The sequence below is a fragment of the Citrobacter freundii complex sp. CFNIH9 genome (assembly GCF_002903305.1).
GTDB lineage: Bacteria > Pseudomonadota > Gammaproteobacteria > Enterobacterales > Enterobacteriaceae > Citrobacter > Citrobacter portucalensis.
Genome location: NZ_CP026238.1, coordinates 2250191 through 2271049, shown reverse-complemented (window position 1 = coordinate 2271049; position 20859 = coordinate 2250191). Strand labels below are relative to the sequence as shown.

General features: G+C 52.0%; 22 protein-coding genes and 1 pseudogene. 14 read left to right on the top strand and 9 right to left on the bottom strand.

Features of this window, described 5'->3' with window-relative positions; genetic code table 11:
- Positions 1-36 precede the first annotated feature (36 nt).
- From rsxA to gstA, 9 genes are all read left to right on the top strand, one after another.
- Positions 37-618, top strand: a complete 582-nt coding sequence (gene rsxA / locus C2U43_RS11500; protein ID WP_003029144.1) for an electron transport complex subunit RsxA — start codon at positions 37-39, stop codon at positions 616-618.
- A complete protein-coding gene (rsxB, locus tag C2U43_RS11495) occupies positions 618-1196 on the top strand; it encodes an electron transport complex subunit RsxB (protein ID WP_032943340.1) in 579 nt (192 codons plus the stop codon). The genes rsxA and rsxB overlap by 1 nt, the downstream gene beginning before the upstream one ends.
- Positions 1189-3306 carry an electron transport complex subunit RsxC gene (gene rsxC, locus C2U43_RS11490; protein WP_103285151.1) on the top strand — a complete coding sequence of 706 codons (2118 nt, stop codon included), beginning with the start codon at positions 1189-1191 and terminating at the stop codon, positions 3304-3306. Before rsxB ends, rsxC begins: the two co-directional genes overlap by 8 nt.
- Positions 3307-4359 carry an electron transport complex subunit RsxD gene (rsxD, locus tag C2U43_RS11485; RefSeq protein ID WP_008784680.1) on the top strand — a complete coding sequence of 351 codons (1053 nt, stop codon included), beginning with the start codon at positions 3307-3309 and terminating at the stop codon, positions 4357-4359.
- A 9-nt stretch (positions 4360-4368) separates the two neighbouring features.
- Positions 4369-4989: an electron transport complex subunit RsxG gene (rsxG, locus tag C2U43_RS11480; protein ID WP_103285150.1), complete on the top strand. Its 621-nt coding sequence runs from the start codon at positions 4369-4371 to the stop codon at positions 4987-4989.
- Between the two features lie 2 nt (positions 4990-4991).
- Positions 4992-5684, top strand: a complete 693-nt coding sequence (locus C2U43_RS11475; protein WP_008784678.1) for an electron transport complex subunit E — start codon at positions 4992-4994, stop codon at positions 5682-5684.
- Complete coding sequence (gene nth, locus C2U43_RS11470; RefSeq protein WP_003029161.1) at positions 5684-6319, top strand: endonuclease III; 636 nt, start codon at positions 5684-5686, stop codon at positions 6317-6319. The genes C2U43_RS11475 and nth overlap by 1 nt, the downstream gene beginning before the upstream one ends.
- A 613-nt stretch (positions 6320-6932) precedes the next feature.
- The gene (dtpA, locus tag C2U43_RS11460) at positions 6933-8438 is read left to right on the top strand and encodes a dipeptide/tripeptide permease DtpA (RefSeq protein WP_020996425.1); all 1506 of its coding nucleotides are present in this window, start codon (positions 6933-6935) and stop codon (positions 8436-8438) included.
- A gap of 104 nt (positions 8439-8542) precedes the next feature.
- Positions 8543-9148, top strand: coding sequence for a glutathione transferase GstA (gene gstA, locus C2U43_RS11455; RefSeq protein WP_003832787.1), 606 nt, complete (start codon positions 8543-8545; stop codon positions 9146-9148).
- A gap of 83 nt (positions 9149-9231) precedes the next feature.
- Here the strand turns inward: gstA and pdxY are convergent, their stop codons facing one another.
- From pdxY to anmK, 5 genes are all read right to left on the bottom strand, one after another.
- A complete protein-coding gene (gene pdxY, locus C2U43_RS11450) occupies positions 9232-10092 on the bottom strand; it encodes a pyridoxal kinase PdxY (RefSeq protein ID WP_008784675.1) in 861 nt (286 codons plus the stop codon).
- A 64-nt stretch (positions 10093-10156) separates the two neighbouring features.
- Positions 10157-11431 (bottom strand): tyrosine--tRNA ligase, encoded by a 1275-nt coding sequence (gene tyrS, locus C2U43_RS11445; RefSeq protein WP_020996426.1) that lies wholly within the window; start codon positions 11429-11431, stop codon positions 10157-10159.
- Positions 11432-11557: 126 nt separating this feature from the next.
- Positions 11558-12214 carry a pyridoxamine 5'-phosphate oxidase gene (gene pdxH / locus C2U43_RS11440; RefSeq protein WP_003029169.1) on the bottom strand — a complete coding sequence of 219 codons (657 nt, stop codon included), beginning with the start codon at positions 12212-12214 and terminating at the stop codon, positions 11558-11560.
- Between the two features lie 59 nt (positions 12215-12273).
- The gene (mliC, locus tag C2U43_RS11435; protein WP_103285149.1) at positions 12274-12603 is read right to left on the bottom strand and encodes a C-type lysozyme inhibitor; all 330 of its coding nucleotides are present in this window, start codon (positions 12601-12603) and stop codon (positions 12274-12276) included.
- Between the two features lie 87 nt (positions 12604-12690).
- The gene (gene anmK / locus C2U43_RS11430) at positions 12691-13812 is read right to left on the bottom strand and encodes an anhydro-N-acetylmuramic acid kinase (RefSeq protein ID WP_103285148.1); all 1122 of its coding nucleotides are present in this window, start codon (positions 13810-13812) and stop codon (positions 12691-12693) included.
- Between the two features lie 274 nt (positions 13813-14086).
- On the opposite strand from anmK, the gene slyB reads away from it, so the two are divergent.
- A complete protein-coding gene (slyB, locus tag C2U43_RS11425) occupies positions 14087-14554 on the top strand; it encodes an outer membrane lipoprotein SlyB (RefSeq protein WP_003029175.1) in 468 nt (155 codons plus the stop codon).
- Positions 14555-14600: 46 nt separating this feature from the next.
- On the opposite strand, the gene slyA is transcribed toward slyB, so the two are convergent.
- Positions 14601-15041, bottom strand: coding sequence for a transcriptional regulator SlyA (gene slyA / locus C2U43_RS11420; RefSeq protein WP_008784672.1), 441 nt, complete (start codon positions 15039-15041; stop codon positions 14601-14603).
- Between the two features lie 192 nt (positions 15042-15233).
- Between slyA and C2U43_RS11415 the strand changes: the two genes are divergently transcribed.
- From C2U43_RS11415 to C2U43_RS11405, 3 genes and pseudogenes are all read left to right on the top strand, one after another.
- Positions 15234-15470 (top strand): DUF1656 domain-containing protein, encoded by a 237-nt coding sequence (locus C2U43_RS11415; protein ID WP_003029180.1) that lies wholly within the window; start codon positions 15234-15236, stop codon positions 15468-15470.
- 2 nt (positions 15471-15472) lie between these two features.
- Positions 15473-16336: an efflux RND transporter periplasmic adaptor subunit gene (locus tag C2U43_RS11410; protein WP_199771092.1), complete on the top strand. Its 864-nt coding sequence runs from the start codon at positions 15473-15475 to the stop codon at positions 16334-16336.
- Positions 16333-18373: pseudogene (locus tag C2U43_RS11405) on the top strand (FUSC family protein). Before C2U43_RS11410 ends, C2U43_RS11405 begins: the two are co-directional and overlap by 4 nt.
- Here C2U43_RS11405 and sodC read toward each other — a convergent pair.
- The 3 genes from sodC to C2U43_RS11390 all read right to left on the bottom strand — a co-directional run bounded on the left by sodC (position 18349) and on the right by C2U43_RS11390 (position 20140).
- Positions 18349-18873: a superoxide dismutase [Cu-Zn] SodC gene (sodC, locus tag C2U43_RS11400; protein WP_032943327.1), complete on the bottom strand. Its 525-nt coding sequence runs from the start codon at positions 18871-18873 to the stop codon at positions 18349-18351. The pseudogene C2U43_RS11405 and the gene sodC sit on opposite strands and share 25 nt — an antisense overlap.
- Positions 18874-18954: 81 nt before the next feature.
- Positions 18955-19851 carry an aldo/keto reductase gene (locus C2U43_RS11395; RefSeq protein WP_048214269.1) on the bottom strand — a complete coding sequence of 299 codons (897 nt, stop codon included), beginning with the start codon at positions 19849-19851 and terminating at the stop codon, positions 18955-18957.
- Between the two features lie 49 nt (positions 19852-19900).
- A complete protein-coding gene (locus C2U43_RS11390; protein ID WP_003832768.1) occupies positions 19901-20140 on the bottom strand; it encodes a DUF1289 domain-containing protein in 240 nt (79 codons plus the stop codon).
- A gap of 101 nt (positions 20141-20241) precedes the next feature.
- Here C2U43_RS11390 and C2U43_RS11385 point away from each other — a divergent pair, with 101 nt between their 5' ends.
- Positions 20242-20841 (top strand): TetR/AcrR family transcriptional regulator, encoded by a 600-nt coding sequence (locus tag C2U43_RS11385; RefSeq protein ID WP_003832766.1) that lies wholly within the window; start codon positions 20242-20244, stop codon positions 20839-20841.
- The last annotated feature ends 18 nt before the right edge of the window (positions 20842-20859 follow it).

The window sequence follows — 20859 nt, the reverse complement described above, 5'->3', positions numbered from 1 at the left end:
TCAGATAATAGGCGGCTTTTTATTTCAGGCCGAAAAATGACTGATTACCTGCTGCTGTTTGTCGGAACTGTACTGGTCAATAACTTTGTACTGGTGAAGTTTCTGGGCCTTTGCCCGTTTATGGGCGTTTCCAAAAAACTGGAAACCGCAATGGGTATGGGGCTTGCCACGACGTTTGTCATGACACTGGCATCCATCTGCGCTTGGCTGATTGATACCTGGATCCTAATTCCGCTCAATCTCATCTATCTGCGCACGCTGGCTTTTATTCTGGTTATCGCCGTCGTCGTGCAGTTTACCGAAATGGTTGTGCGCAAAACCAGCCCTGCGCTGTACCGCCTGCTGGGGATCTTTCTACCGCTGATCACCACTAACTGCGCAGTGTTAGGTGTGGCGCTACTGAACATCAACCTCGGCCATAACTTTTTACAGTCGGCGCTATACGGTTTTTCCGCCGCCGTCGGCTTCTCGCTGGTGATGGTACTGTTCGCCGCGATCCGCGAACGCCTCGCCGTGGCGGACGTCCCAGCGCCGTTTCGCGGCAATGCGATTGCGCTGATTACCGCTGGTTTAATGTCATTGGCCTTTATGGGCTTTAGTGGTTTGGTGAAGTTGTAATGAATGCTATCTGGATTGCCGTTGCCGCAGTGAGTCTACTGGGTCTGGCGTTCGGCGCTATTTTGGGGTACGCCTCACGACGTTTTGCCGTTGAAGATGATCCGGTCGTGGAGAAAATTGATGAAATTCTCCCGCAAAGCCAGTGTGGCCAGTGCGGCTATCCGGGCTGTCATCCTTACGCTGAGGCGATCGGGTCTCAGGGTGAAAAAATTAACCGTTGCGCCCCCGGCGGCGAAGCGGTGATGTTAAAAATTGCCGCCCTACTGAATGTCGATCCGCAGCCTATTGATGGCGATGAACAAGACGTTACGCCGGTGCGAATGCTGGCGGTCATTGATGAAAATAACTGTATTGGGTGCACTAAGTGTATTCAGGCCTGCCCGGTCGATGCCATCGTGGGCGCGACCCGCGCCATGCACACGGTAATGAGCGATCTCTGCACCGGGTGCAACCTGTGCGTTGACCCATGCCCGACGCAATGTATTGAATTACGCCCGGTAGCCGAGACACCCGATAGCTGGAAATGGGATTTAAACACCATCCCTGTGCGCATCATTCCCGTGGAACAACATGTTTAAGTTATTCTCTGCATTCAGAAAAAATAAAATCTGGGACTTTGATGGCGGCATTCATCCACCAGAAATGAAAACCCAGTCAAACGGAACGCCGTTGCGACAGGTTCCGCTGGCGCCGCGTTTCGTTATTCCGCTGAAACAACATATTGGTGCGGAGGGTGAACTGTGCGTAAACGTGGGTGACACCGTGCTGCGTGGTCAGCCCTTAACCCGCGGACGTGGCAGAATGCTTCCAGTCCATGCGCCAACATCAGGCACCGTTGTTGCCATTGCCCCGCACTCCACCGCGCATCCTTCGGCACTGGCTGAGTTGAGCGTCATCATAGACGCCGATGGCGAAGATCGCTGGATTGAGCGAGACGGCTGGACCGATTATCGCTCCCGCAGCCGGGAAGAGCTGATTGCGCGTATTCATCAGTACGGCGTCGCCGGGCTGGGTGGCGCAGGTTTTCCCACCGGCGTTAAACTGCAGGGCGGCGGAGATAAAATTGAAACGCTGATCATTAACGCCGCCGAATGCGAGCCGTACATTACGGCAGATGACCGCCTGATGCAGGACTGTGCCGCTCAGGTCGTCGAAGGTATCCGCATCCTGGCGCACATTCTTCAGCCACGCGAGATCCTCCTGGGTATCGAAGATAACAAACCGCAGGCAATATCTATGCTGCGCGCGGTGCTGGCTGATTCACACGACATTAGCCTACGCGTGATCCCCACCAAGTACCCGTCCGGCGGGGCCAAGCAGTTAACACAAATCCTGACCGGCAAGCAGGTTCCCCACGGCGGACGCTCCTCCGATATCGGCGTATTGATGCAAAACGTCGGAACCGCCTATGCAATTAAACGTGCAGTAATCGACGGAGAGCCGATCACCGAACGTGTCGTGACGCTAACCGGTGAAGCAGTTAGTCGTCCGGGCAACGTCTGGGCGCGTTTAGGTACGCCGGTTCGTCATCTGCTCAACAATGCGGGCTTCTGCCCTTCCGCCGACCAGATGGTGATTATGGGCGGGCCGCTGATGGGCTTTACGCTGCCATGGCTGGATGTCCCGGTGGTGAAGATAACCAACTGTCTTCTGGCCCCCTCTGCCAGTGAAATGGGTGAAACGCCAGAAGAGAAAGGCTGCATTCGCTGTAGCGCATGCGCCGATGCCTGTCCGGCCGATCTCCTGCCACAACAGCTTTACTGGTTCAGTAAAGGGCAACAGCACGACAAAGCGACGGCCCACAATATCGCCGACTGTATTGAATGCGGTGCCTGCGCCTGGGTATGCCCAAGCAATATTCCACTGGTACAGTATTTCCGTCAGGAAAAAGCCGAGATTTACGCCATTAGTCAGGAAGAAAAGCGCGCCGCAGAAGCAAAAGCTCGGTTTGAAGCCCGACAGGCGCGCCTTGAACGTGAAAAAGCAGCACGTCTTGAACGCCATAAGAGCGCCGCTGCTCAGCCGGCGGCCAAAGATCATGATGCCATTGCCGCCGCGCTGGCTCGCGTAAAAGAAAAGCAGGCTCAGGCGCTGCAACCGGTGGTCATTCAGGCAGGTGAAAAACCTGACAATAGCGCCGTGATTGCCGCACGCGAGGCGCGTAAGGCGCAAGCTCGTGCTTCCCGTAAGGAAAATCCACCGCAAAGTGAAGGCAGCAGCACGGGTACAGACCCGCGTAAAGCTGCCGTGGAAGCGGCAATTGCCCGCGCCAAAGCCCGCAAGCTTGAGCAAGAAGCGGTAACAGAAACGGCCGAGCCGGTTGACCCACGTAAAGCCGCCGTCGAAGCAGCAATCGCTCGCGCCAAAGCCCGCAAACTTGAACAAGCAGCGGTAACAGAAACAGTCGAACCGGTTGATCCGCGTAAAGCTGCCGTGGAAGCGGCAATCGCCCGCGCCAAAGCTCGCAAGCTCGAGCAGCAGGCGGTAACAGAAACAACCGAACCGGTTGATCCGCGTAAAGCTGCCGTGGAAGCGGCAATCGCCCGCGCCAAAGCCCGCAAGCTTGAACAAGAAGCGGTAACAGAAACAGCCGAGCCGGTTGAACCACGTAAAGCCGCCGTCGCGGCCGCCATCGCACGCGCTCAGGCAAAGAAAGCCGCACAGCAGCAGGTTGTAAACGAGGAATAAATGGTATTCAGAATAGCAAGCTCCCCTTATACCCATAACCAGCGCCAGACATCGCGTATCATGATGCTGGTGTTACTTGCTGCATTGCCGGGGATCGCCGCTCAGCTGTGGTTCTTCGGCTGGGGCACGTTGTTCCAGATCGTTCTCGCTGCCATCAGCGCTATTGCTGCCGAAGCAGGTGTGCTTAAACTGCGTAAACAACCCATTGTGGCAATTTTAAAAGACAACTCGGCGTTACTTACCGGGTTGCTTTTGGCCGTCAGTATTCCGCCCCTCGCCCCCTGGTGGATGGTGGTATTAGGCACCGTATTTGCGGTTATCATTGCGAAACAGCTGTATGGCGGGCTCGGGCAGAACCCGTTTAACCCTGCCATGATTGGCTATGTCGTGCTGCTCATCTCATTTCCGGTACAGATGACCAGTTGGCTGCCGCCGCATGAAATTGCGGCCACGGTGCCTGGTTTCTTTGACGCCCTGAACGTTATCTTTAACGGGCATACCGCCAGCGGAGGTGATATGAATTCGCTGCGTATGGGTATCGATGGTATCAGTCAGGCAACACCTCTTGATACTTTTAAGACATCCCTGCATGCCGGACGTACCGTTGAGCAGGTGATGCAATACCCGATCTACAGCGGCATGCTGGCAGGCGCTGGCTGGCAGTGGGTGAACCTTGCCTGGCTGGTTGGTGGCATCGTGCTGTTATGGCAAAAAGCGATTCGCTGGCATATCCCGGTTAGCTTCCTGCTGTCGCTCGCAGTTTGCGCCACTTTAGGTTGGATTTTTTCGCCAGACTCACTGGCATCGCCTCAGTTGCACTTGCTTTCCGGCGCGACGATGTTAGGTGCGTTCTTTATTCTTACCGATCCCGTTACGGCATCAACAACCAACCGTGGTCGTCTTATTTTTGGCGCACTTGCGGGCCTGTTAGTGTGGTTGATACGTAGTTTTGGTGGTTATCCTGATGGCGTGGCTTTTGCCGTGTTGCTGGCAAATATCACGGTTCCCCTGATTGATTATTACACCCGCCCTCGCGTGTACGGACATCGCTAAGGACTAGATATGCTGAAAACGATTCGTAAACACGGTATTACACTGGCGCTGTTTGCTGCGGGCTCAACGGGGTTAACCGCAGCAATCAATCAATTAACCAAGTCAACCATTGATGAACAGGCCGCGATACAGCAAAAAACGCTGTTCGATCAGGTTCTGCCTGGCGATCGCTACAATAATAACTTGTCTGAAAGTTGTTATCTGGTCAATGCGCCAGCGTTAGGCAAAGGTACGCACCGTGTATATATTGCCCGTCAGGACGATCGTCCTGTTGCTGCGATTCTTGAAGCTACGGCGCCAGATGGTTATTCCGGGACGATTCAACTGCTGGTGGGTGTCGATTTCACGGGTACCGTGTTGGGTACGCGGGTTACCGAACACCATGAAACGCCTGGGCTGGGCGATAAAATCGAACTGCGACTGTCCGACTGGATCACCCATTTTAGCGGTAAAACAATTTCTGCGGATAACACCTCTCACTGGGCAGTGAAAAAAGATGGCGGCGACTTTGACCAGTTTACTGGCGCAACCATTACACCACGTGCGGTGGTTAACGCGGTTAAACGTGCCGGCCTGTATGCGCAGACGCTGCCTGCGCAACTCCCTCAACTTAGCGCCTGTGGAGAATAACCATGAGCGAAATTAAAGACGTGATTGTCCAGGGGTTATGGAAAAATAACTCCGCGCTTGTGCAACTACTCGGGATGTGTCCGCTGTTGGCCGTCACTTCTACCGCAACTAACGCGCTGGGTCTTGGACTTGCGACTACGCTCGTCCTGACGCTGACCAACCTGACGATTTCAGCCCTTCGCCGCTGGACACCGCCAGAAATTCGTATTCCGATTTATGTCATGATTATCGCCTCCGTGGTGAGTGCGGTACAGATGTTGATCAATGCCTACGCCTTCGGCCTGTATCAGTCTCTGGGTATCTTCATCCCGCTGATTGTAACCAACTGCATTGTTGTTGGCCGTGCAGAAGCCTTCGCCGCCAAAAAGGGCCCTGCGTTATCCGCACTTGATGGTTTCTCCATCGGCATGGGCGCAACAGGTGCCATGTTTGTTCTGGGCTCGCTGCGTGAAATAATTGGTAACGGTACACTGTTTGATGGTGCAGATGGTTTATTGGGTAGCTGGGCCAAAGTCTTGCGCGTTGAGATCTTCCATACTGATACGCCGTTTCTGCTGGCCATGCTGCCACCGGGCGCGTTTATTGGCCTGGGTCTGATGCTGGCGGTGAAGTATCTGATTGATGAGAAAATGAAGAAACGTCGTGCCGAGGCGGCTGTCGTGGACAGTCCCGCGGGTGAAACAGGGAATGCGTAATGAACAAAGCAAAACGTCTGGAAATACTGACGCGTCTGCGGGATAACAACCCGCATCCGACAACCGAGCTTAATTTTACATCGCCGTTTGAACTGTTGATTTCGGTCTTGCTCTCCGCACAAGCGACCGATGTCAGCGTCAATAAAGCGACAGCTAAGCTATACCCCGTCGCCAATACGCCGGCTGCGATGCTGGAGCTCGGCGTTGAAGGTGTTAAGTCCTACATCAAGACAATCGGTTTGTTTAACAGCAAAGCAGAAAACGTAATTAAAACCTGCCGTATTCTGCTGGAACAACATAATGGTGAAGTGCCTGAAGACCGTGCGGCGTTAGAAGCTCTCCCCGGCGTTGGGCGGAAGACGGCTAATGTGGTGTTAAATACCGCCTTTGGTTGGCCCACTATCGCTGTAGATACCCACATTTTTCGTGTCTGTAATCGCACGCAATTCGCCCCGGGTAAAAACGTCGAGCAGGTTGAAGAGAAACTGCTGAAAGTCGTACCCAGTGAATTTAAAGTCGATTGCCATCACTGGTTAATTCTTCATGGTCGCTACACCTGCATCGCCAGAAAGCCGCGCTGCGGTTCCTGTATTATTGAAGATCTCTGCGAATTCAAAGAGAAAGTCGATATCTAATGCTGCCGGGGCATCCTCCTCGCCCCTTACATACATAACGATTAGTTATGCACTCCCCAGCGTTTATTTTCCCGACAATGATGCCATTCAATTGCTCATATCTAATGCAATATTCTTGTTAATTAACACCTGAGCAGGTTAATCGTTTTTTTAGCAAAAGAAATTTCTATCTATACGTGATCCAGATCATCCAGCTAACACAATGTTAATAAATTTTTATTTTTTAGTTAAGGTGACAATTAGATGACCTAACTGCACAGTTTCTAAACAAAACATTACACTGCCTATTTTTCAGATAATGGCCTATATCACTGGATTCAACCTTAAATAGCAGAACATATCGCCACATTGCGGTTCTGGCGGTGATTAAACAGTGTAAAAATCTGCCATTTTAGAAATGAAGAAATTTAACGCTAGATAACATTTCACAGCCCCGACGATTTCACCAGTCATGATATATGTAACAGATTATTACAAACCACTTGTCTGAAGGGTCAAGATAGTGAACATTACTTGCCGTTTCCCCTCCCACTATAACAATCGGACGGATGAACTTGACTCATCACGTACCTGAACACCCCCGTTGATATGGGATGTAAAAAAAGAGGTAAAAGTGTCTACTGCAAACAATAAACCAACAGAAAGCGTAAGTTTAAACGCCTTCAAACAACCAAAAGCGTTCTATCTCATTTTCTCTATTGAGCTGTGGGAACGTTTTGGTTATTACGGCCTGCAAGGGATTATGGCCGTCTACCTGGTTAAACAGCTGGGTATGTCAGAAGCGGATTCCATCACCCTTTTCTCGTCCTTTAGCGCCCTGGTGTACGGTCTGGTTGCCATTGGCGGCTGGTTAGGTGATAAAGTTCTGGGAACAAAACGTGTCATTATGCTGGGTGCCGTTGTGCTGGCCATCGGTTATGCGTTGGTAGCATGGTCCGGTCACGATGCGGGTATCGTTTATATGGGCATGGCGGCCATCGCGGTCGGTAACGGCCTGTTTAAAGCAAACCCATCCTCCCTGCTCTCTACCTGCTATGCCAAAGATGACCCGCGTCTTGATGGTGCATTTACCATGTACTACATGTCCGTCAACATCGGTTCATTCTTCTCTATGCTGGCAACACCGTGGTTGGCTGCGCGCTACGGCTGGAGCACCGCGTTCGCTCTGAGCGTCGTGGGTATGCTGATTACCGTTGTTAACTTCGCATTCTGTCAGCGCTGGGTTAAACAGTACGGTTCTAAACCTGACTTTGAACCGATCAACTTCCGTAACCTGCTGCTGACCATTGCTGGCGTTGTGGTACTGATCGCGATTGCAACCTGGTTGCTGCACAACCAGCAGATCGCACGTATGGTTCTGGGCGTCATTGCACTGGGTATCGTGTTCATCTTCGGTAAAGAAGCCTTCACCATGCACGGTGCTGCGCGTCGTAAAATGATCGTCGCCTTCATCCTGATGCTGGAAGCGATTATCTTCTTCGTGCTGTACAGCCAGATGCCGACCTCACTGAACTTCTTTGCGATTCGTAACGTTGAGCACTCTATTCTTGGCATTGCTTTCGAACCTGAACAGTACCAGGCACTGAACCCGTTCTGGATCATCATTGGTAGCCCAATCCTCGCTGCTATCTATAACAAGATGGGCGATACCCTGCCAATGCCGACCAAGTTTGCGATTGGTATGGTGCTGTGTTCCGGTGCGTTCCTGATCCTGCCACTGGGCGCGAAATTCGCTACCGATGCGGGCATCGTTTCCGTTAACTGGCTGATTATCTGCTACGGTCTGCAAAGTATCGGTGAGCTGATGATCTCCGGTCTGGGTCTGGCAATGGTGGCACAGTTAGTTCCACAACGCCTGATGGGCTTCATCATGGGTAGCTGGTTCCTGACCACTGCCGGTGCAAACATCATCGGTGGCTACGTCGCTAACATGATGGCTGTACCAGAGAACGTGACTGACCCGCTGATGTCCCTTGAAGTCTACGGTCGTGTGTTCCTGCAGATTGGTGTCGCAACGGCTGTTATCGCTGTTCTGATGCTGCTGACGGCTCCGAAACTGAACCGTATGACTCAGGACGATGACGTCAATGAGAAAGCCTCTAAGGCCGCGACAGCGTAATTCTCAGGGAAACTCATTTTCAGGCCGCTAACTGTTGTTAGCGGCTTTTTTTTTGCCTGAGGTAGCACTACCATACGATATACCTCAGCCAAAAGGAGTTACCGATGAAACTGTTCTACAAACCGGGCGCTTGTTCTCTCGCTTCCCACATCACACTTCGTGAGAGCGGTAAAGATTTCACGCTGGATGGTGTTGATCTGATGAAGAAACGTCTGGAAAATGGCGATGATTTTTTCGCGGTAAACCCAAAAGGGCAAGTTCCCGCACTGTTGCTGGATGACGGGACGCTACTTACCGAAGGTGTCGCCATCATGCAATACCTGGCGGACAGCGTGCCAGACCGCCAGCTCCTTGCCCCTACCAGCAGCCTCTCCCGTTACAAAACCATCGAATGGCTTAACTACATTGCGACTGAACTGCATAAAGGCTTTACGCCACTGTTCCGTCCCGATACGCCGGAAGACTTCAAGCCAACCGTTCGCGCGCTGCTGGAGAAAAAAATGCAGTATGTGAACGACTCGCTGAAAGATAACCAATGGATCTGCGGCCCGCGCTTCAGCATCGCCGATGCCTATCTGTTTACCGTACTGCGTTGGGCCTATGCGGTTAAGCTGAATATGGCAGGATTAAGTAATATTGATGCCTATATGGCGCGAATGGCTGAACGCCCGGCGGTTGCCGCCGCGCTGAAAGCAGAAGGCTTAAATTAATTGTTGTTGCCGGGTGGCACTTGCACATACCCGGCCTACAGCTAAAAATATGCCCGATAAGCGTGAGCGCCATCGGGCATCGATTACAGCTGCGTTGCGCTAAAGTAGTGTTCAGGCTTGGCGATACGGTCCTGCGCGGCCACGACCTGTAGCTCATACTCGTGCATCTCTTTGGTAGTGATCATCACTTCGTACACCGCCGCAGTCACATGCTCAAGCGCCTGTTGTAAAGATGCGCCCTGCAGCAGTTTCACCAGCAACAAGCCACTCGTCACATCACCCACACCAACCGGTTGACGTGCGCCAAAATCGACTAACGGACGACTGATATGCCACGCCTGTTCAGCGGTGACCAGCAGCATTTCGAAACGGTCGGTGCTGATACCTGCGCGTGCCAGATGCTTCACCAGTACAATTTCAGGTCCCTGAGCGATCAGTTCACGCGCTGCTGCAACGGCCTCATCGACGTTGTTCACCGCATGCTCGCACAGAATTTCGAGCTCAACCAGATTTGGGGCAATAATGTCACTAGCCGGAAGCGCATGGCGTACATGAAATTCCGCCACTCCGGGTGCAACAATACACCCCTTTTCAGGGTGTCCCATCACCGGATCGCAAAAGTATTTTGCCTGCGGGTTTGCCGCTTTTACCTTGCGTACAATACCCAGAATATGCTCGCCCTGTTCTGCTGAGCCAAGATAGCCGCTCAGTACTGCGTCACAGGTCTGGAGTTTATCAATATCAGCAATGCCCTGAACAATTTCAGTCAGGTGGCTCGGCGGCATAACGCAACCGGTCCATTTGCCATACTGCGTGTGGTTTGAAAACTGAACGGTATTCAGCGGCCAGACATTTGCGCCAAGACGACGCATCGGAAATTCTGCTGCACTGTTGCCCGCATGACCAAAAACAACGTGGGACTGGATGGCGAGGATATTCTTCATTTTACTTACCACAACCCTGAAAAAATAAAGGGGCGTAGTTTCCCACGCCCCTGCTAACTCAATCTTACTTCCAGCAAATCAGACAATAGTTCTTCTTGCCACGACGCAGTAAGGTATAGCGCCCGAACAGGATATCACTATCCTGGAAGAAATATTCCGGATCGGACTGCTTCTCACCGTTGATGGTTACCGCGTTTGACGCAATAGTCTTACGTGCCTGACCGCGAGAAGGTTGCAGCTCGGAGTCCACCAGCGCCTGCATCAAATCGGCACCTTTGTCCATCTCGATCATCGGCACGCCATCCTGCGCCAGCTGTTCGAAATCTGCTTCACTCAAATCGCTGAGATTGCCGTTGAACAAGCTTTCGGTAATGCGTTTTGCCGCGACCAGACCTTCTTCACCGTGAACCAGACGCGTAACCTGTTCGGCCAGAACATACTGGGCACGCGGCGCTTTACCGCTGTTTTTATCTTCTTCTTCCAGCGCATTGATTTCTTCAATGTCCATGAAAGTGAAGAATTTCAGGAAGCGATAAACGTCAGCATCGGCGGTGTTGATCCAGAACTGGTAGAATTTGTACGGACTGGTTTTCTTCGGATCCAGCCACACTGCGCCGCCTTCCGTCTTACCGAATTTGGTGCCATCAGCTTTAGTGATCAGCGGAACGGTCAGACCAAACACCTGATTCTGGTGCAAACGACGGGTTAAATCGATACCCGAAGTAATGTTACCCCACTGGTCAGAACCACCAATCTGCAGTGCCACGCCGTGCAGTTTGTTCAGGCAGGCAAAGTCATAACCCTGCAGCAGGTTGTAAGAAAACTCGGTAAAGGAGATCCCCTGATCGTCACGGTTCAGACGCTGCTTAACCGCTTCTTTGTTGATCATCTGGTTAACGGAGAAGTGTTTGCCGATATCACGCAGGAAAGTCAGTACGTTCATACCGCCAAACCAGTCGTAGTTGTTCGCAGCAATCGCCGAGTTGTCGCCACAGTCGAAATCGAGGAACGGTGCAACCTGTTTGCGGATTTTGTCCACCCACTCCTGCACGGTGTCTTCGGTATTCAGTTTACGCTCGGCGGCTTTAAAGCTCGGGTCACCAATCAGACCGGTTGCGCCACCTACCAGTGCAACAGGCTTATGGCCTGCCTGCTGGAAGCGTTTCAGGCATAACAATGGAACCAGATGCCCCAAATGCAAGCTGTCAGCGGTAGGATCGAAGCCGCAATAGAGCGCGATCGGGCCTTGCGCCAGTCGCTCTGCTAACGCTTCCTCGTCCGTCACCTGGGCCACCAGCCCCCGCTCTTGCAATTGTTTAATCAAGTTACTGCTTGCCATCAAAATCTCCATGTATAAAACGACTGCACCTTTGCCGGTACACGACTTTTCGCCTGATGCGAAAGAAACATAGAATAAAGCGCCGGATTGATCAGCACCAGCGCTTAAAACAAGAAATTTGCATCTTTAGGGGGCCAGGCGATCAATTTTCCACGCGTTATCTTCGCGTTGGTATAAAAAACGATCGTGCAGACGGTTTTCACCGCCCTGCCAGAACTCCATTTGTTCAATACTCACGCGAAAGCCGCCCCAGAAACTGGGCAGAGGAACTTCCCCTTGCTGAAACTTCTGCTTCAGTTCGAGGAATTTGCTTTCGAGAATACCGCGCGCGGAGATCCGACTGGATTGTTTTGAGACCCAGGCGCCAATCTGACTATCGCGTGGGCGACTGTGGAAGTATTTCACCACTTCGAGTGTGGAAAGACGCTCTGCCTTGCCGATCACCATCACCTGCCGTTCCAGCGTATGCCAGGGAAATAAAAGGCTGATGCGTGGATTTTTCTCGATCTGATGCGCCTTACGGCTACCAAGGTTGGTATAGAACACCAGCCCTTTGTCATCATAATGCTTGAGTAACACGATGCGCTGATACGGCTGACCATTTTCATCGACGGTCGCAACGACCATTGCGGTGGGATCGGCCAGTTTGGCATCACAGGCTTGCCCCAGCCAGCGCTCAAACAGCGCAAGGGGTTCGGCGGGAAGATCGCGGCGGCGAAGACCGCCTTTCGTGTATTCACGGCGCAGATGCGCGATTTGCTGCAATTCGTCGTTATCAGACATGATGTTGGGCTACGGATTGTCAGTGGGTGACGCTATTGTGCGCCGCCCAGGTGAAAATCTCAACGCTTCGGGTTCTGTAACTGACAGTTATTTAGCACAATTCTGTCTCGTTTATAGACCGTTGCCTCGTCGCCTTTAGACCAAAATACGTAGATACCATCGGTATAACGTGCACCTGATGCCGACACGCCCTGTTTGAGGTTCAATAGCTGATTATCATAAACAAAGCTTGCCGTCTGGCGGGTATTGTTCAGCTTCACGGTCAGCGGTTTTTCGTCGCAGCGGTATTCAAACGTATCCGTTTGCATACGCTCGACAAATTGGTTGTACACACTACAACCGCTAAGCAGTACGGGCAGACACACTAACAACAGTTTTTTCATAGCCATATCCTGAAGACTTTCCTGGTCCTGGAGGGTAATGGCACCCTCCCTAATATCCTTAGTTTACCGGCACACCGCGCTGAATAATTTCAGTTAACTCTGAGTTCGTGGATTGGCAGGATAAATTGCCCCTAAAACACTCGGCTCTGACGCCCCCGTCACAGAAGGTAAATTTCCCGGTAATCCGGCCAGCGTTCGCCACGCAAGCCAGGCAAAGGCTAACGCTTCCATATCATCACCGCTGATCCCGGCTTCATCAGTAGAGGTAACCTCTGTACCCGGTAATAATGCCGCCAGACGCATCATCAGCAGTGGATTACGGCTTCCTCCACCGCAAACCATGAGTCTATCACAGCCGCCGCTTAACAAGACCTGCTCTGAAATGGTTACTGCCGTCAGTTCGGCAAGCGTCGCCTGTACATCTCGTGGGCTAATTCCCGGAAACTGCGCCAGATGACGCTCTATCCAGCCGTAATTAAAATACTCACGGCCGGTGCTTTTCGGCGCAGGCGCGGAAAAATAAGGGTCGTTAAGCATATTCTGCAGCATCGGCAGGATCACCGTTCCTGAAATGGCCCACTGCGCATCTTTGTCGTAGGGCTGGCCACATTGCCGCCAGATCCATGCATCCATCAGCATATTGCCCGGCCCGGTGTCGTATCCGCGAACGGGTTGTTGCGGAATAAGCAGAGACAGATTGGCAATCCCGCCGATGTTTAACACCATTCGCCGTTCCGTTGGATGTGCCAGAAGTGCCTGGTGAAACGCGGGAACGAGCGGTGCACCCTGCCCGCCGAGGGCGATATCACGTCGACGAAAATCGCCGACTACGGTTATCCCAGTACGCGCGACAATCTGGTTGTTATCACCAATTTGCAGCGTGTGCGGCGCAGCACCGTTCGGTTCATGCCACACGGTTTGCCCGTGGCAACCAATCGCAACGATATCCTGCGGTTTCAATTTTTCTTGCGCCAACAGCGCATTCACCGCCTCAGCAAATAGATAACCGAGCTGTGCATCTAACTGACCAAACTGAGAAAGTGTAAGCTGCTGCCCCTGGCAGATATCCAGAATCGCTTGTTTAACATGGATGGGGATGGGCCAGGTCAGACTCGCCTGCTGCGCAACCATCGTTTCATCTATTGTCGCCAGCACAACATCGACGCCATCAAGGCTGGTTCCAGACATTACACCGATAAAACGGCCCGATTTCATAGGTCATCCTTTTAAGCAAATTAGCCTTGACACTCAACCATAAAGTGTCGACTAATGCCATGCTTCCTTAATGATTTTTGGTGGCTAATCATTACAATGATCGTTTAATTACATCAATTACATGAATGATTCGTTTATACTCGGTTGATCCGATTTCGGTTAAGATTTTCATATTGTTCCAGTAGAACATGTGACCTTAGGCTCACAAATGCCATATAATTTAGCCATGAAGGGTGCTTTATTAGCGTTTCGTGGTGACAAAGGAGATTTGTAAATGATTAAACGTGTGCTGATTGTTTCATTAATGGGCGTATCTTTAGCGGGTTGCGTTAACAATGACAGCCTTTCAGGCGACGTATATACCGCATCCGAAGCGAAACAAGTTCAGAACGTTACCTACGGTACGATTGTTCATGTTCGTCCGGTGCAAATCCAGGGTGGCGATGACGCAAACGTGATTGGTGCTATTGGTGGTGCGGTACTCGGCGGGTTCCTTGGTAACACCGTCGGCGGCGGTACGGGTCGTTCATTAGCGACGGCTGCAGGTGCAGTTGCCGGTGGCGTAGCGGGTCAAGGCGTACAAGGTGCGATGAATAAAACCCAGGGTGTGGAACTGGAAATCCGTAAGGATGATGGTAATACCATCATGGTGGTTCAGAAACAGGGTGCGACCAAGTTTTCAGCCGGCCAGCGCGTTGTTATGGCTAACAACGGCAGCCAGGTTACCGTGTCCCCACGCTAATCGAATTCACGTGTGGTCAGGCTCTGGCCACACGTAACTTATCGTTTCAACCTTGTGACTGCAGTTCAATAATATTGTGTTCGAGTTTGGCAACCAGCTTAATCAGCAGATCAATTTCCTCAGCTGAAATCCCTTCCAGAATTTCTCCACGTGTTTTGTTGATCACCGCTTCCATATCAGCGATCAGCGGCTCAGCCTTCTCTGTCAGTTTAATTCTCTTAGCTCGACGATCGCTGGCGCAAGTCTGTCGTGAAATGAGTCCCTTTTCTTCCAACTGGTCAAGCGTACGTACCAGCGAAGGCTGCTCGATGCCAATCGCTTTAGCCAACTGAATCTGCGATTGATCCGGCGGCAACTGATGAATGTTGTGCAGCGTAACCCAATGCGTCTGCGTCAACTCCAGAGGTTTCAGGCGATGGTCAATCAGAGCACGCCAAATGCGCACCAACCGTGCCAGATCAGAACCTAATGGCGATTCCAATTTCATCTCCTTATAATTAGCTTGCTAAGTTATTGTGCTGATTTTAGAATAGTGTGCAGCATTTGTATTCCCAAAACAAATGTATTGCCAAATTTGCTTACCGGCTGACATTTTTTCAGACATTATGCGTTACGGAGACTCATTGTCTCTTTTTTGCTAAACCTATAGCAATGCTCTCTTCCGTCAAGGATTTTGCCCGTGAAGTTTATGTTTAATGCAACAGGATTGCCCCTACAAGATTTAATGATCGGCGCATCTGTCTACTTTCCTCCTGTTTTCAAGGCGATTGTAGCAGGATTTATTCTCTGGCTGGTTGTTCATCGCCTGCTGCGCGACTGGATTTACTCCGGCGAAATCTGGCATCCCCTGCTAATGGATCTGTCACTCTTTACGCTTTGCGTATGTCTGGCCTTTGTTATGCTGATAGCGTGGTGATTATGTCGCTTAAAACCATTAAATACTTCTCAACTATTATAGTCGCTGCAATCGCAGTTTTCGCCGGATGGTGGATGTGGAATTACTATATGCAATCGCCCTGGACACGTGATGGCAAAGTACGTGCTGAGCAGGTCAGCATCACGCCGCAGGTGTCAGGTAGCATTAGCGAACTCTATATAAAAGATAACCAGTTTGTGAATAAAGGCGATGTCCTTTTTATTATCGACAAGACGCCATTTCACATTGCTGAACTGAATGCGCAAGCGCAACTGGCAAAAGCGCAGTCTGACCTGGCGAAAGCCAACAACGAAGCCAACCGCCGCCGTCATTTATCGCGAAATTACATCTCAGCCGAGGATCTGGATACCGCAAATCTCAACGTGAAAGCCATGCAGGCAAGCGTTGAAGCGGCTGAGGCCAGTTTGCGCCAGGCCCAGTGGCAGCTGACGCAAACGGTGGTCAAAGCCCCCGTAGCGGGTTGGGTCACCAATCTTTCAACCCGTAGCGGAGACTACGCTTCAACCGGTAAGCCCCTGTTCGCCCTTGTCGACAGTCACTCTTTTTATGTGATGGGGTATTTTGAAGAAACCAAATTGCGCCATATTCGAGAAGGCGCACCTGCGACGATTACACTCTACAGCGGCAATGTAAAGTTACAGGGTCACGTTTCCAGTATTGGCCGTGCCATCTACGATCAAAGTGTGGAAAGTGATTCCGGCCTGATTCCCGACATCAAACCCAACGTGCCGTGGGTGCGTCTGGCGCAGCGTGTCCCGGTACGCATCGAATTCGACGCCCTGCCGCGAGAGGTCACGCTGGTGTCAGGTACAACCTGCAGCGTATCCATCGGCCAGCGTAAATGAAACTGCCCCGCCTGACACCAGGCAATTTGCCGTGGTTTAAAGCCACGGCGGCACAGTGGCGTTATGCGCTGCGTAACACCATTGCGATGTGCCTGGCGTTAACTTTTGCTTATTATCTGAATCTGGATGAGCCCTACTGGGCGATGACCTCGGCGGCGGTGGTTAGTTTTCCCACCGTTGGCGGGGTTATCAGCAAAAGTCTGGGTCGCGTGGCGGGTAGCCTACTGGGAGCCACCGCCGCACTGATTATTGCCGGTCATACTCTCAATGAGCCGTGGCTGTTTTTGCTGAGCATGTCAGTGTGGATCGGTTTTTGTACCTGGGCATGCGCGCACTTCACCAATAACGTTGCCTACGCCTTTCAACTGGCGGGTTATACGGCGGCGATCATTGCGTTTCCCATGGTCAATACCGTGGAAATTACGCAATTATGGGATATCGCGCAGGCACGCGTGTGTGAAGTCATCGTCGGTATCCTGTGTGGCGGCGTGATGATGATGATCCTGCCCAGCACCTCCGATGGCACCACGTTACTGACTGCATTGAAAAACATGCATTCACGTTTACTGGAACATGCCAGCCTACTCTGGCAACCAGAAACCACGGATGCCATTCGCACAGCCCATGAAGGTGTTATCGGGCAGATTCTGACCATGAACCTGCTGCGTATTCAGGCTTTCTGGAGTCATTACCGCTTTCGTCGCCAGAATGCTTTGCTCAATTCGCTGTTGCACCAGCAGTTACGGATGACCAGCGTGATTTCCAGTCTGCGCAGGATGCTGCTGAACTGGCCTAATCCGCCGTCCAACACCCGGGAAATCATCGAGCAGTTGCTCAGCGAACTAATAAAATCCAATGCGAATAGCTACACCGTCGCACGTATTATTGCCCCACTGCGGCCCGTCGATGCCCGCGACTATCGACACGTCGCCTTCTGGCAACGACTGCGTTATTTTTGTCGGCTCTACCTGCGCAGCAGCCATTATCTGCATTTACTGGAAAATGGTGTTACCGCCGAGCGTATTAATATCGCCCGCACGCCGGGACTTGCCCGTCATACCGATAATGCGGAAGCTATCTGGAGCGGGTTGCGTACGTTCTGCACTTTGATGCTTATCGGCGCATGGAGCATTGGTGCACAATGGGAATCAGGCTCTGGCGCACTCACGCTCGCTGCGATCAGCAGTGTGCTGTATTCCGCCGTTGCCACACCGTTCAAGTCGCTTTCTTTGCTGATGCGTACGCTGGTTCTACTGTCGCTATTTAGCTTTGTAGTTAAGTTTGGCCTGATGGTGCAAATTTCCGACCTCTGGCAGTTTATTCTCTTTCTCTTCCCACTACTCACCACCATGCAACTGTTGAAGCTACAAATGCCTGCCCTGGCAGGTCTTTGGGGGCAGTTGATTGTATTTATGGGTTCGTTTATCGCGGTGACCAATCCGCCGGTATATGATTTTGCTGATTTCCTGAATGACAATATGGCGAAAATCACCGGCGTGGCGCTGTCATGGCTGGCCTTCGCCATTCTGCGCCCCGGATCGGATGCACGGAAAAGTCGCCGCCATATTCGCGCCCTGCGCCGGGATTTTGTCGATCAGCTCAGCCGACATCCATCACTGAGTGAAAACGAATTTGAATCGCTGACCTATCATCACGTCAGCCAGCTCAGCAACAGTCAGGATGCGCTGGCGCGACGCTGGTTATTACGTTGGGGGGTCGTTTTACTGAACTGCTCGCACGTGGTGTGGCAACTGCGCACCTGGGAGGCGCGTTCCGATCCGCTGGCTCGCGTCAGGGACGTGTGTATCTCGCTGCTACGCGATGTAATGAGCGAACGTGGCGTCCAGCAACGACCACTGAATGCCACGCTGAATGAGCTACAGCGCATCTGCGATACGCTTGCCCACCATCATCAACCCGCTGCGCAGGAACTGTCGGCACTGGTCTGGCGGCTACACTGCTCGCTTTCACAACTCGAACAGGCGCCGCCGCCGGGCACTCTTAGTCGTTGATTATTTGATAACACCACAGGCGTAGCGCGCTCCGCCACCGCCAAGCGGTTTCGGTTGATCGGACATATTATCGCCGCCCACATGGATCATCAGCGCTTTGCCTTTAACCTCATCGATCGTTTTCAGCCGCGGCGCAACGACCGGCGTTGTGGCGTTACCTTCGTTATTCACCACCAATAGCGGCAGGTCGCCCATATGACCTGCGCCTTCCGGGCCTTCATGTTTACCGGTTTGATGCGGATCGTAATGGCCACCAGCCGATTCTGCGGCTGACGCTTTCCCTTCTTTAATCGCGGGTTGGCAGCTGCCGTTCATATGCACATGGAAGCCATGTTCACCTGGCGGCAACGCTTTCAGATCGGGCGTAAACTCCAGCCCCTTTGCGGTTTCAGAAATAGTGACCGTACCAATCGCCTGGCCGACGCCTTGCGACGTGACCAGATTCATCGTCACTTTTTCTTCACTGGCAGCCTGCGCACCTGCACAGGCGAGTAGAGTGATGATGGCCAAACTCAAACGCTTCATAAGACCTCCGTCCAAAAGGTGTCTGATTGTTAAGTGTAAACCAGTGACACAAATTTGAACGGAGATGCGCCAAAAACGCGATTAGGGTACGTCGTAACCCAGCGCCGCTTTACGAATGCGGAACCATTGCTGGCGAGACATGTTCAGCGACTCAGACTCAATGGCAGCACGTACACGTTCTATTTTTCCTGAGCCAATAATCGGCAGCGGCTGAGACGGCAGACGTAAAATCCAGGCGTATACCACCTGCTCAATAGATTGCGCATTCAACTCTTCAGCGATCACGGCAAGCTCATTACGTAAAGGCTGGAAAGCATCATCATTAAACAGGCGACCACCGCCGAGACAGGACCAGGCCATCGGGCGAATTCGCAGCTGTTGCAGTTGATCTAAAGTACCATCCAACAGGAGCGGCTGATGTACTGGTGAAATTTCTACCTGGTTGGTCGCCAGAGTAAACGGCAGACGCGATTGCAGCAATGAGAACTGTGCCGGGGTGAAGTTGGAGACGCCAAAGTGACGCACTTTGCCACTATGGTGCAATTTTTTAAAAGCGTCGGCGACATCGTCAGCATCCATAAGCGGATCGGGACGGTGGATCAGCAGCAGATCAATATGATCGGTCGCCAGCAGCTTCAGCGACTCTTCCGCACTGGCAATAATATGTGCACTGTCGGTGATGTAGTGGCCCAGCGCATTTTCCGCGCGCGCCGTCGTCGCGATCCCGCATTTGGTCACAATCTGCATTTTTTCACGCAAATGCGGAGCCAGTTTCATTGCCTCACCAAACGCCGCTTCACACTGGTATCCACCGTAAATATCGGCGTGATCGACGGTGGTCACGCCAAGATCCAGATGCTCTTCAATAAAGCTGACTAGCTGGCGCGCGGACATATTCCAGTCCATCAGGCGCCAGTACCCCATCACAAAGCGAGAAAATTCCGGGCCTTGCGGCGCAATAGTAATACGCTGAACCATAGCAGCTTCCTTTTAAGTGAATGTGTCTCGAGTATACGCAATTACGCTTTTAAAAGAGTGAAGGTTGTTGCGGTTCTTCCGAAGGGTTGGCTTTGTTTGCACGTAATTTACGCATCAGGCGCTGACGACAAAGCCGCAGCACTTCCTGCTTTTGGGTATCGCTCATCTTTTGCCAGTTAAAACGCTCATCCCGACTGCGAAAACAGCCACGGCAAAAGCCGCGTTCGTCAGACTGACATATTCCACGGCATGGGCTCTGGACGGGGAAAAACTCCAGCTGTTCGGCCACATCCCCTCCTTTAATAAGATTGATATACCTATTGAAGACGTTAACTGAATTTCTCGCAAGCGCTATTGCATTAGACCGACTGGTCTATTACACTCCTTCCCATGAACAAAATCACTGAACACGATACACGCGAACATCTGCTGGCGACTGGCGAACTGCTGTGTATGCAGCGCGGCTTCACCGGCATGGGGTTAAGCGAACTACTGAAAACCGCTGAAGTACCCAAAGGTTCGTTTTATCATTACTTTCGCTCTAAAGAAGCGTTCGGTGTCGCGATGCTGGAACGCCACTATGCGGCCTATCATCGGCGACTGGCTACGCACTTTGATACGGGAGCGGGAAACTACCGCGATCGCATTCTGGCCTACTATCAGGAAACCCTGAACCAGTTTAGCCAGCACGGCATTATTAGCGGCTGTTTAACTGTAAAACTGTCTGCCGAAGTGTGCGATCTGTCAGAAGATATGCGCACAGCGATGGATAAAGGCGCGCGGCACATTATTGTGCTGTTAGCGCAGGCGCTGGAGAAAGGTCAGGCCAGCCATTGTCTGTCTTTTGTTGGCGAGCCGTTACAGCAGGCGCAGGTACTGTATGCGCTGTGGCTTGGCGCCAACCTGCAGGCCAAGATTTCTCGTAGCGCCACTCCGCTGGAAAATGCGCTGGCGCACGTTAAAAACATCATCACAACGCCTGCCGTTTAACAGGCGTTTTTATTTTCT

Excerpts from the sequence above, each read along its gene's own strand:
- rsxA (WP_003029144.1), top strand. The coding sequence starts at position 37 with ATGACTGATTACCTGCTGCTGTTTGTCGGAACTGTACTGGTCAATAAC.
- rsxB (WP_032943340.1), top strand. The coding sequence starts at position 618 with ATGAATGCTATCTGGATTGCCGTTGCCGCAGTGAGTCTACTGGGTCTG.
- rsxC (WP_103285151.1), top strand. The coding sequence starts at position 1,189 with ATGTTTAAGTTATTCTCTGCATTCAGAAAAAATAAAATCTGGGACTTT.
- rsxD (WP_008784680.1), top strand. The coding sequence starts at position 3,307 with ATGGTATTCAGAATAGCAAGCTCCCCTTATACCCATAACCAGCGCCAG.
- rsxG (WP_103285150.1), top strand. The coding sequence starts at position 4,369 with ATGCTGAAAACGATTCGTAAACACGGTATTACACTGGCGCTGTTTGCT.
- C2U43_RS11475 (WP_008784678.1), top strand. The coding sequence starts at position 4,992 with ATGAGCGAAATTAAAGACGTGATTGTCCAGGGGTTATGGAAAAATAAC.
- nth (WP_003029161.1), top strand. The coding sequence starts at position 5,684 with ATGAACAAAGCAAAACGTCTGGAAATACTGACGCGTCTGCGGGATAAC.
- gstA (WP_003832787.1), top strand. The coding sequence starts at position 8,543 with ATGAAACTGTTCTACAAACCGGGCGCTTGTTCTCTCGCTTCCCACATC.
- pdxY (WP_008784675.1), bottom strand. The coding sequence starts at position 10,092 with ATGAAGAATATCCTCGCCATCCAGTCCCACGTTGTTTTTGGTCATGCG.
- tyrS (WP_020996426.1), bottom strand. The coding sequence starts at position 11,431 with ATGGCAAGCAGTAACTTGATTAAACAATTGCAAGAGCGGGGGCTGGTG.
- pdxH (WP_003029169.1), bottom strand. The coding sequence starts at position 12,214 with ATGTCTGATAACGACGAATTGCAGCAAATCGCGCATCTGCGCCGTGAA.
- mliC (WP_103285149.1), bottom strand. The coding sequence starts at position 12,603 with ATGGCTATGAAAAAACTGTTGTTAGTGTGTCTGCCCGTACTGCTTAGC.
- anmK (WP_103285148.1), bottom strand. The coding sequence starts at position 13,812 with ATGAAATCGGGCCGTTTTATCGGTGTAATGTCTGGAACCAGCCTTGAT.
- slyB (WP_003029175.1), top strand. The coding sequence starts at position 14,087 with ATGATTAAACGTGTGCTGATTGTTTCATTAATGGGCGTATCTTTAGCG.
- slyA (WP_008784672.1), bottom strand. The coding sequence starts at position 15,041 with ATGAAATTGGAATCGCCATTAGGTTCTGATCTGGCACGGTTGGTGCGC.
- C2U43_RS11410 (WP_199771092.1), top strand. The coding sequence starts at position 15,473 with ATGTCGCTTAAAACCATTAAATACTTCTCAACTATTATAGTCGCTGCA.
- sodC (WP_032943327.1), bottom strand. The coding sequence starts at position 18,873 with ATGAAGCGTTTGAGTTTGGCCATCATCACTCTACTCGCCTGTGCAGGT.
- C2U43_RS11395 (WP_048214269.1), bottom strand. The coding sequence starts at position 19,851 with ATGGTTCAGCGTATTACTATTGCGCCGCAAGGCCCGGAATTTTCTCGC.
- C2U43_RS11385 (WP_003832766.1), top strand. The coding sequence starts at position 20,242 with ATGAACAAAATCACTGAACACGATACACGCGAACATCTGCTGGCGACT.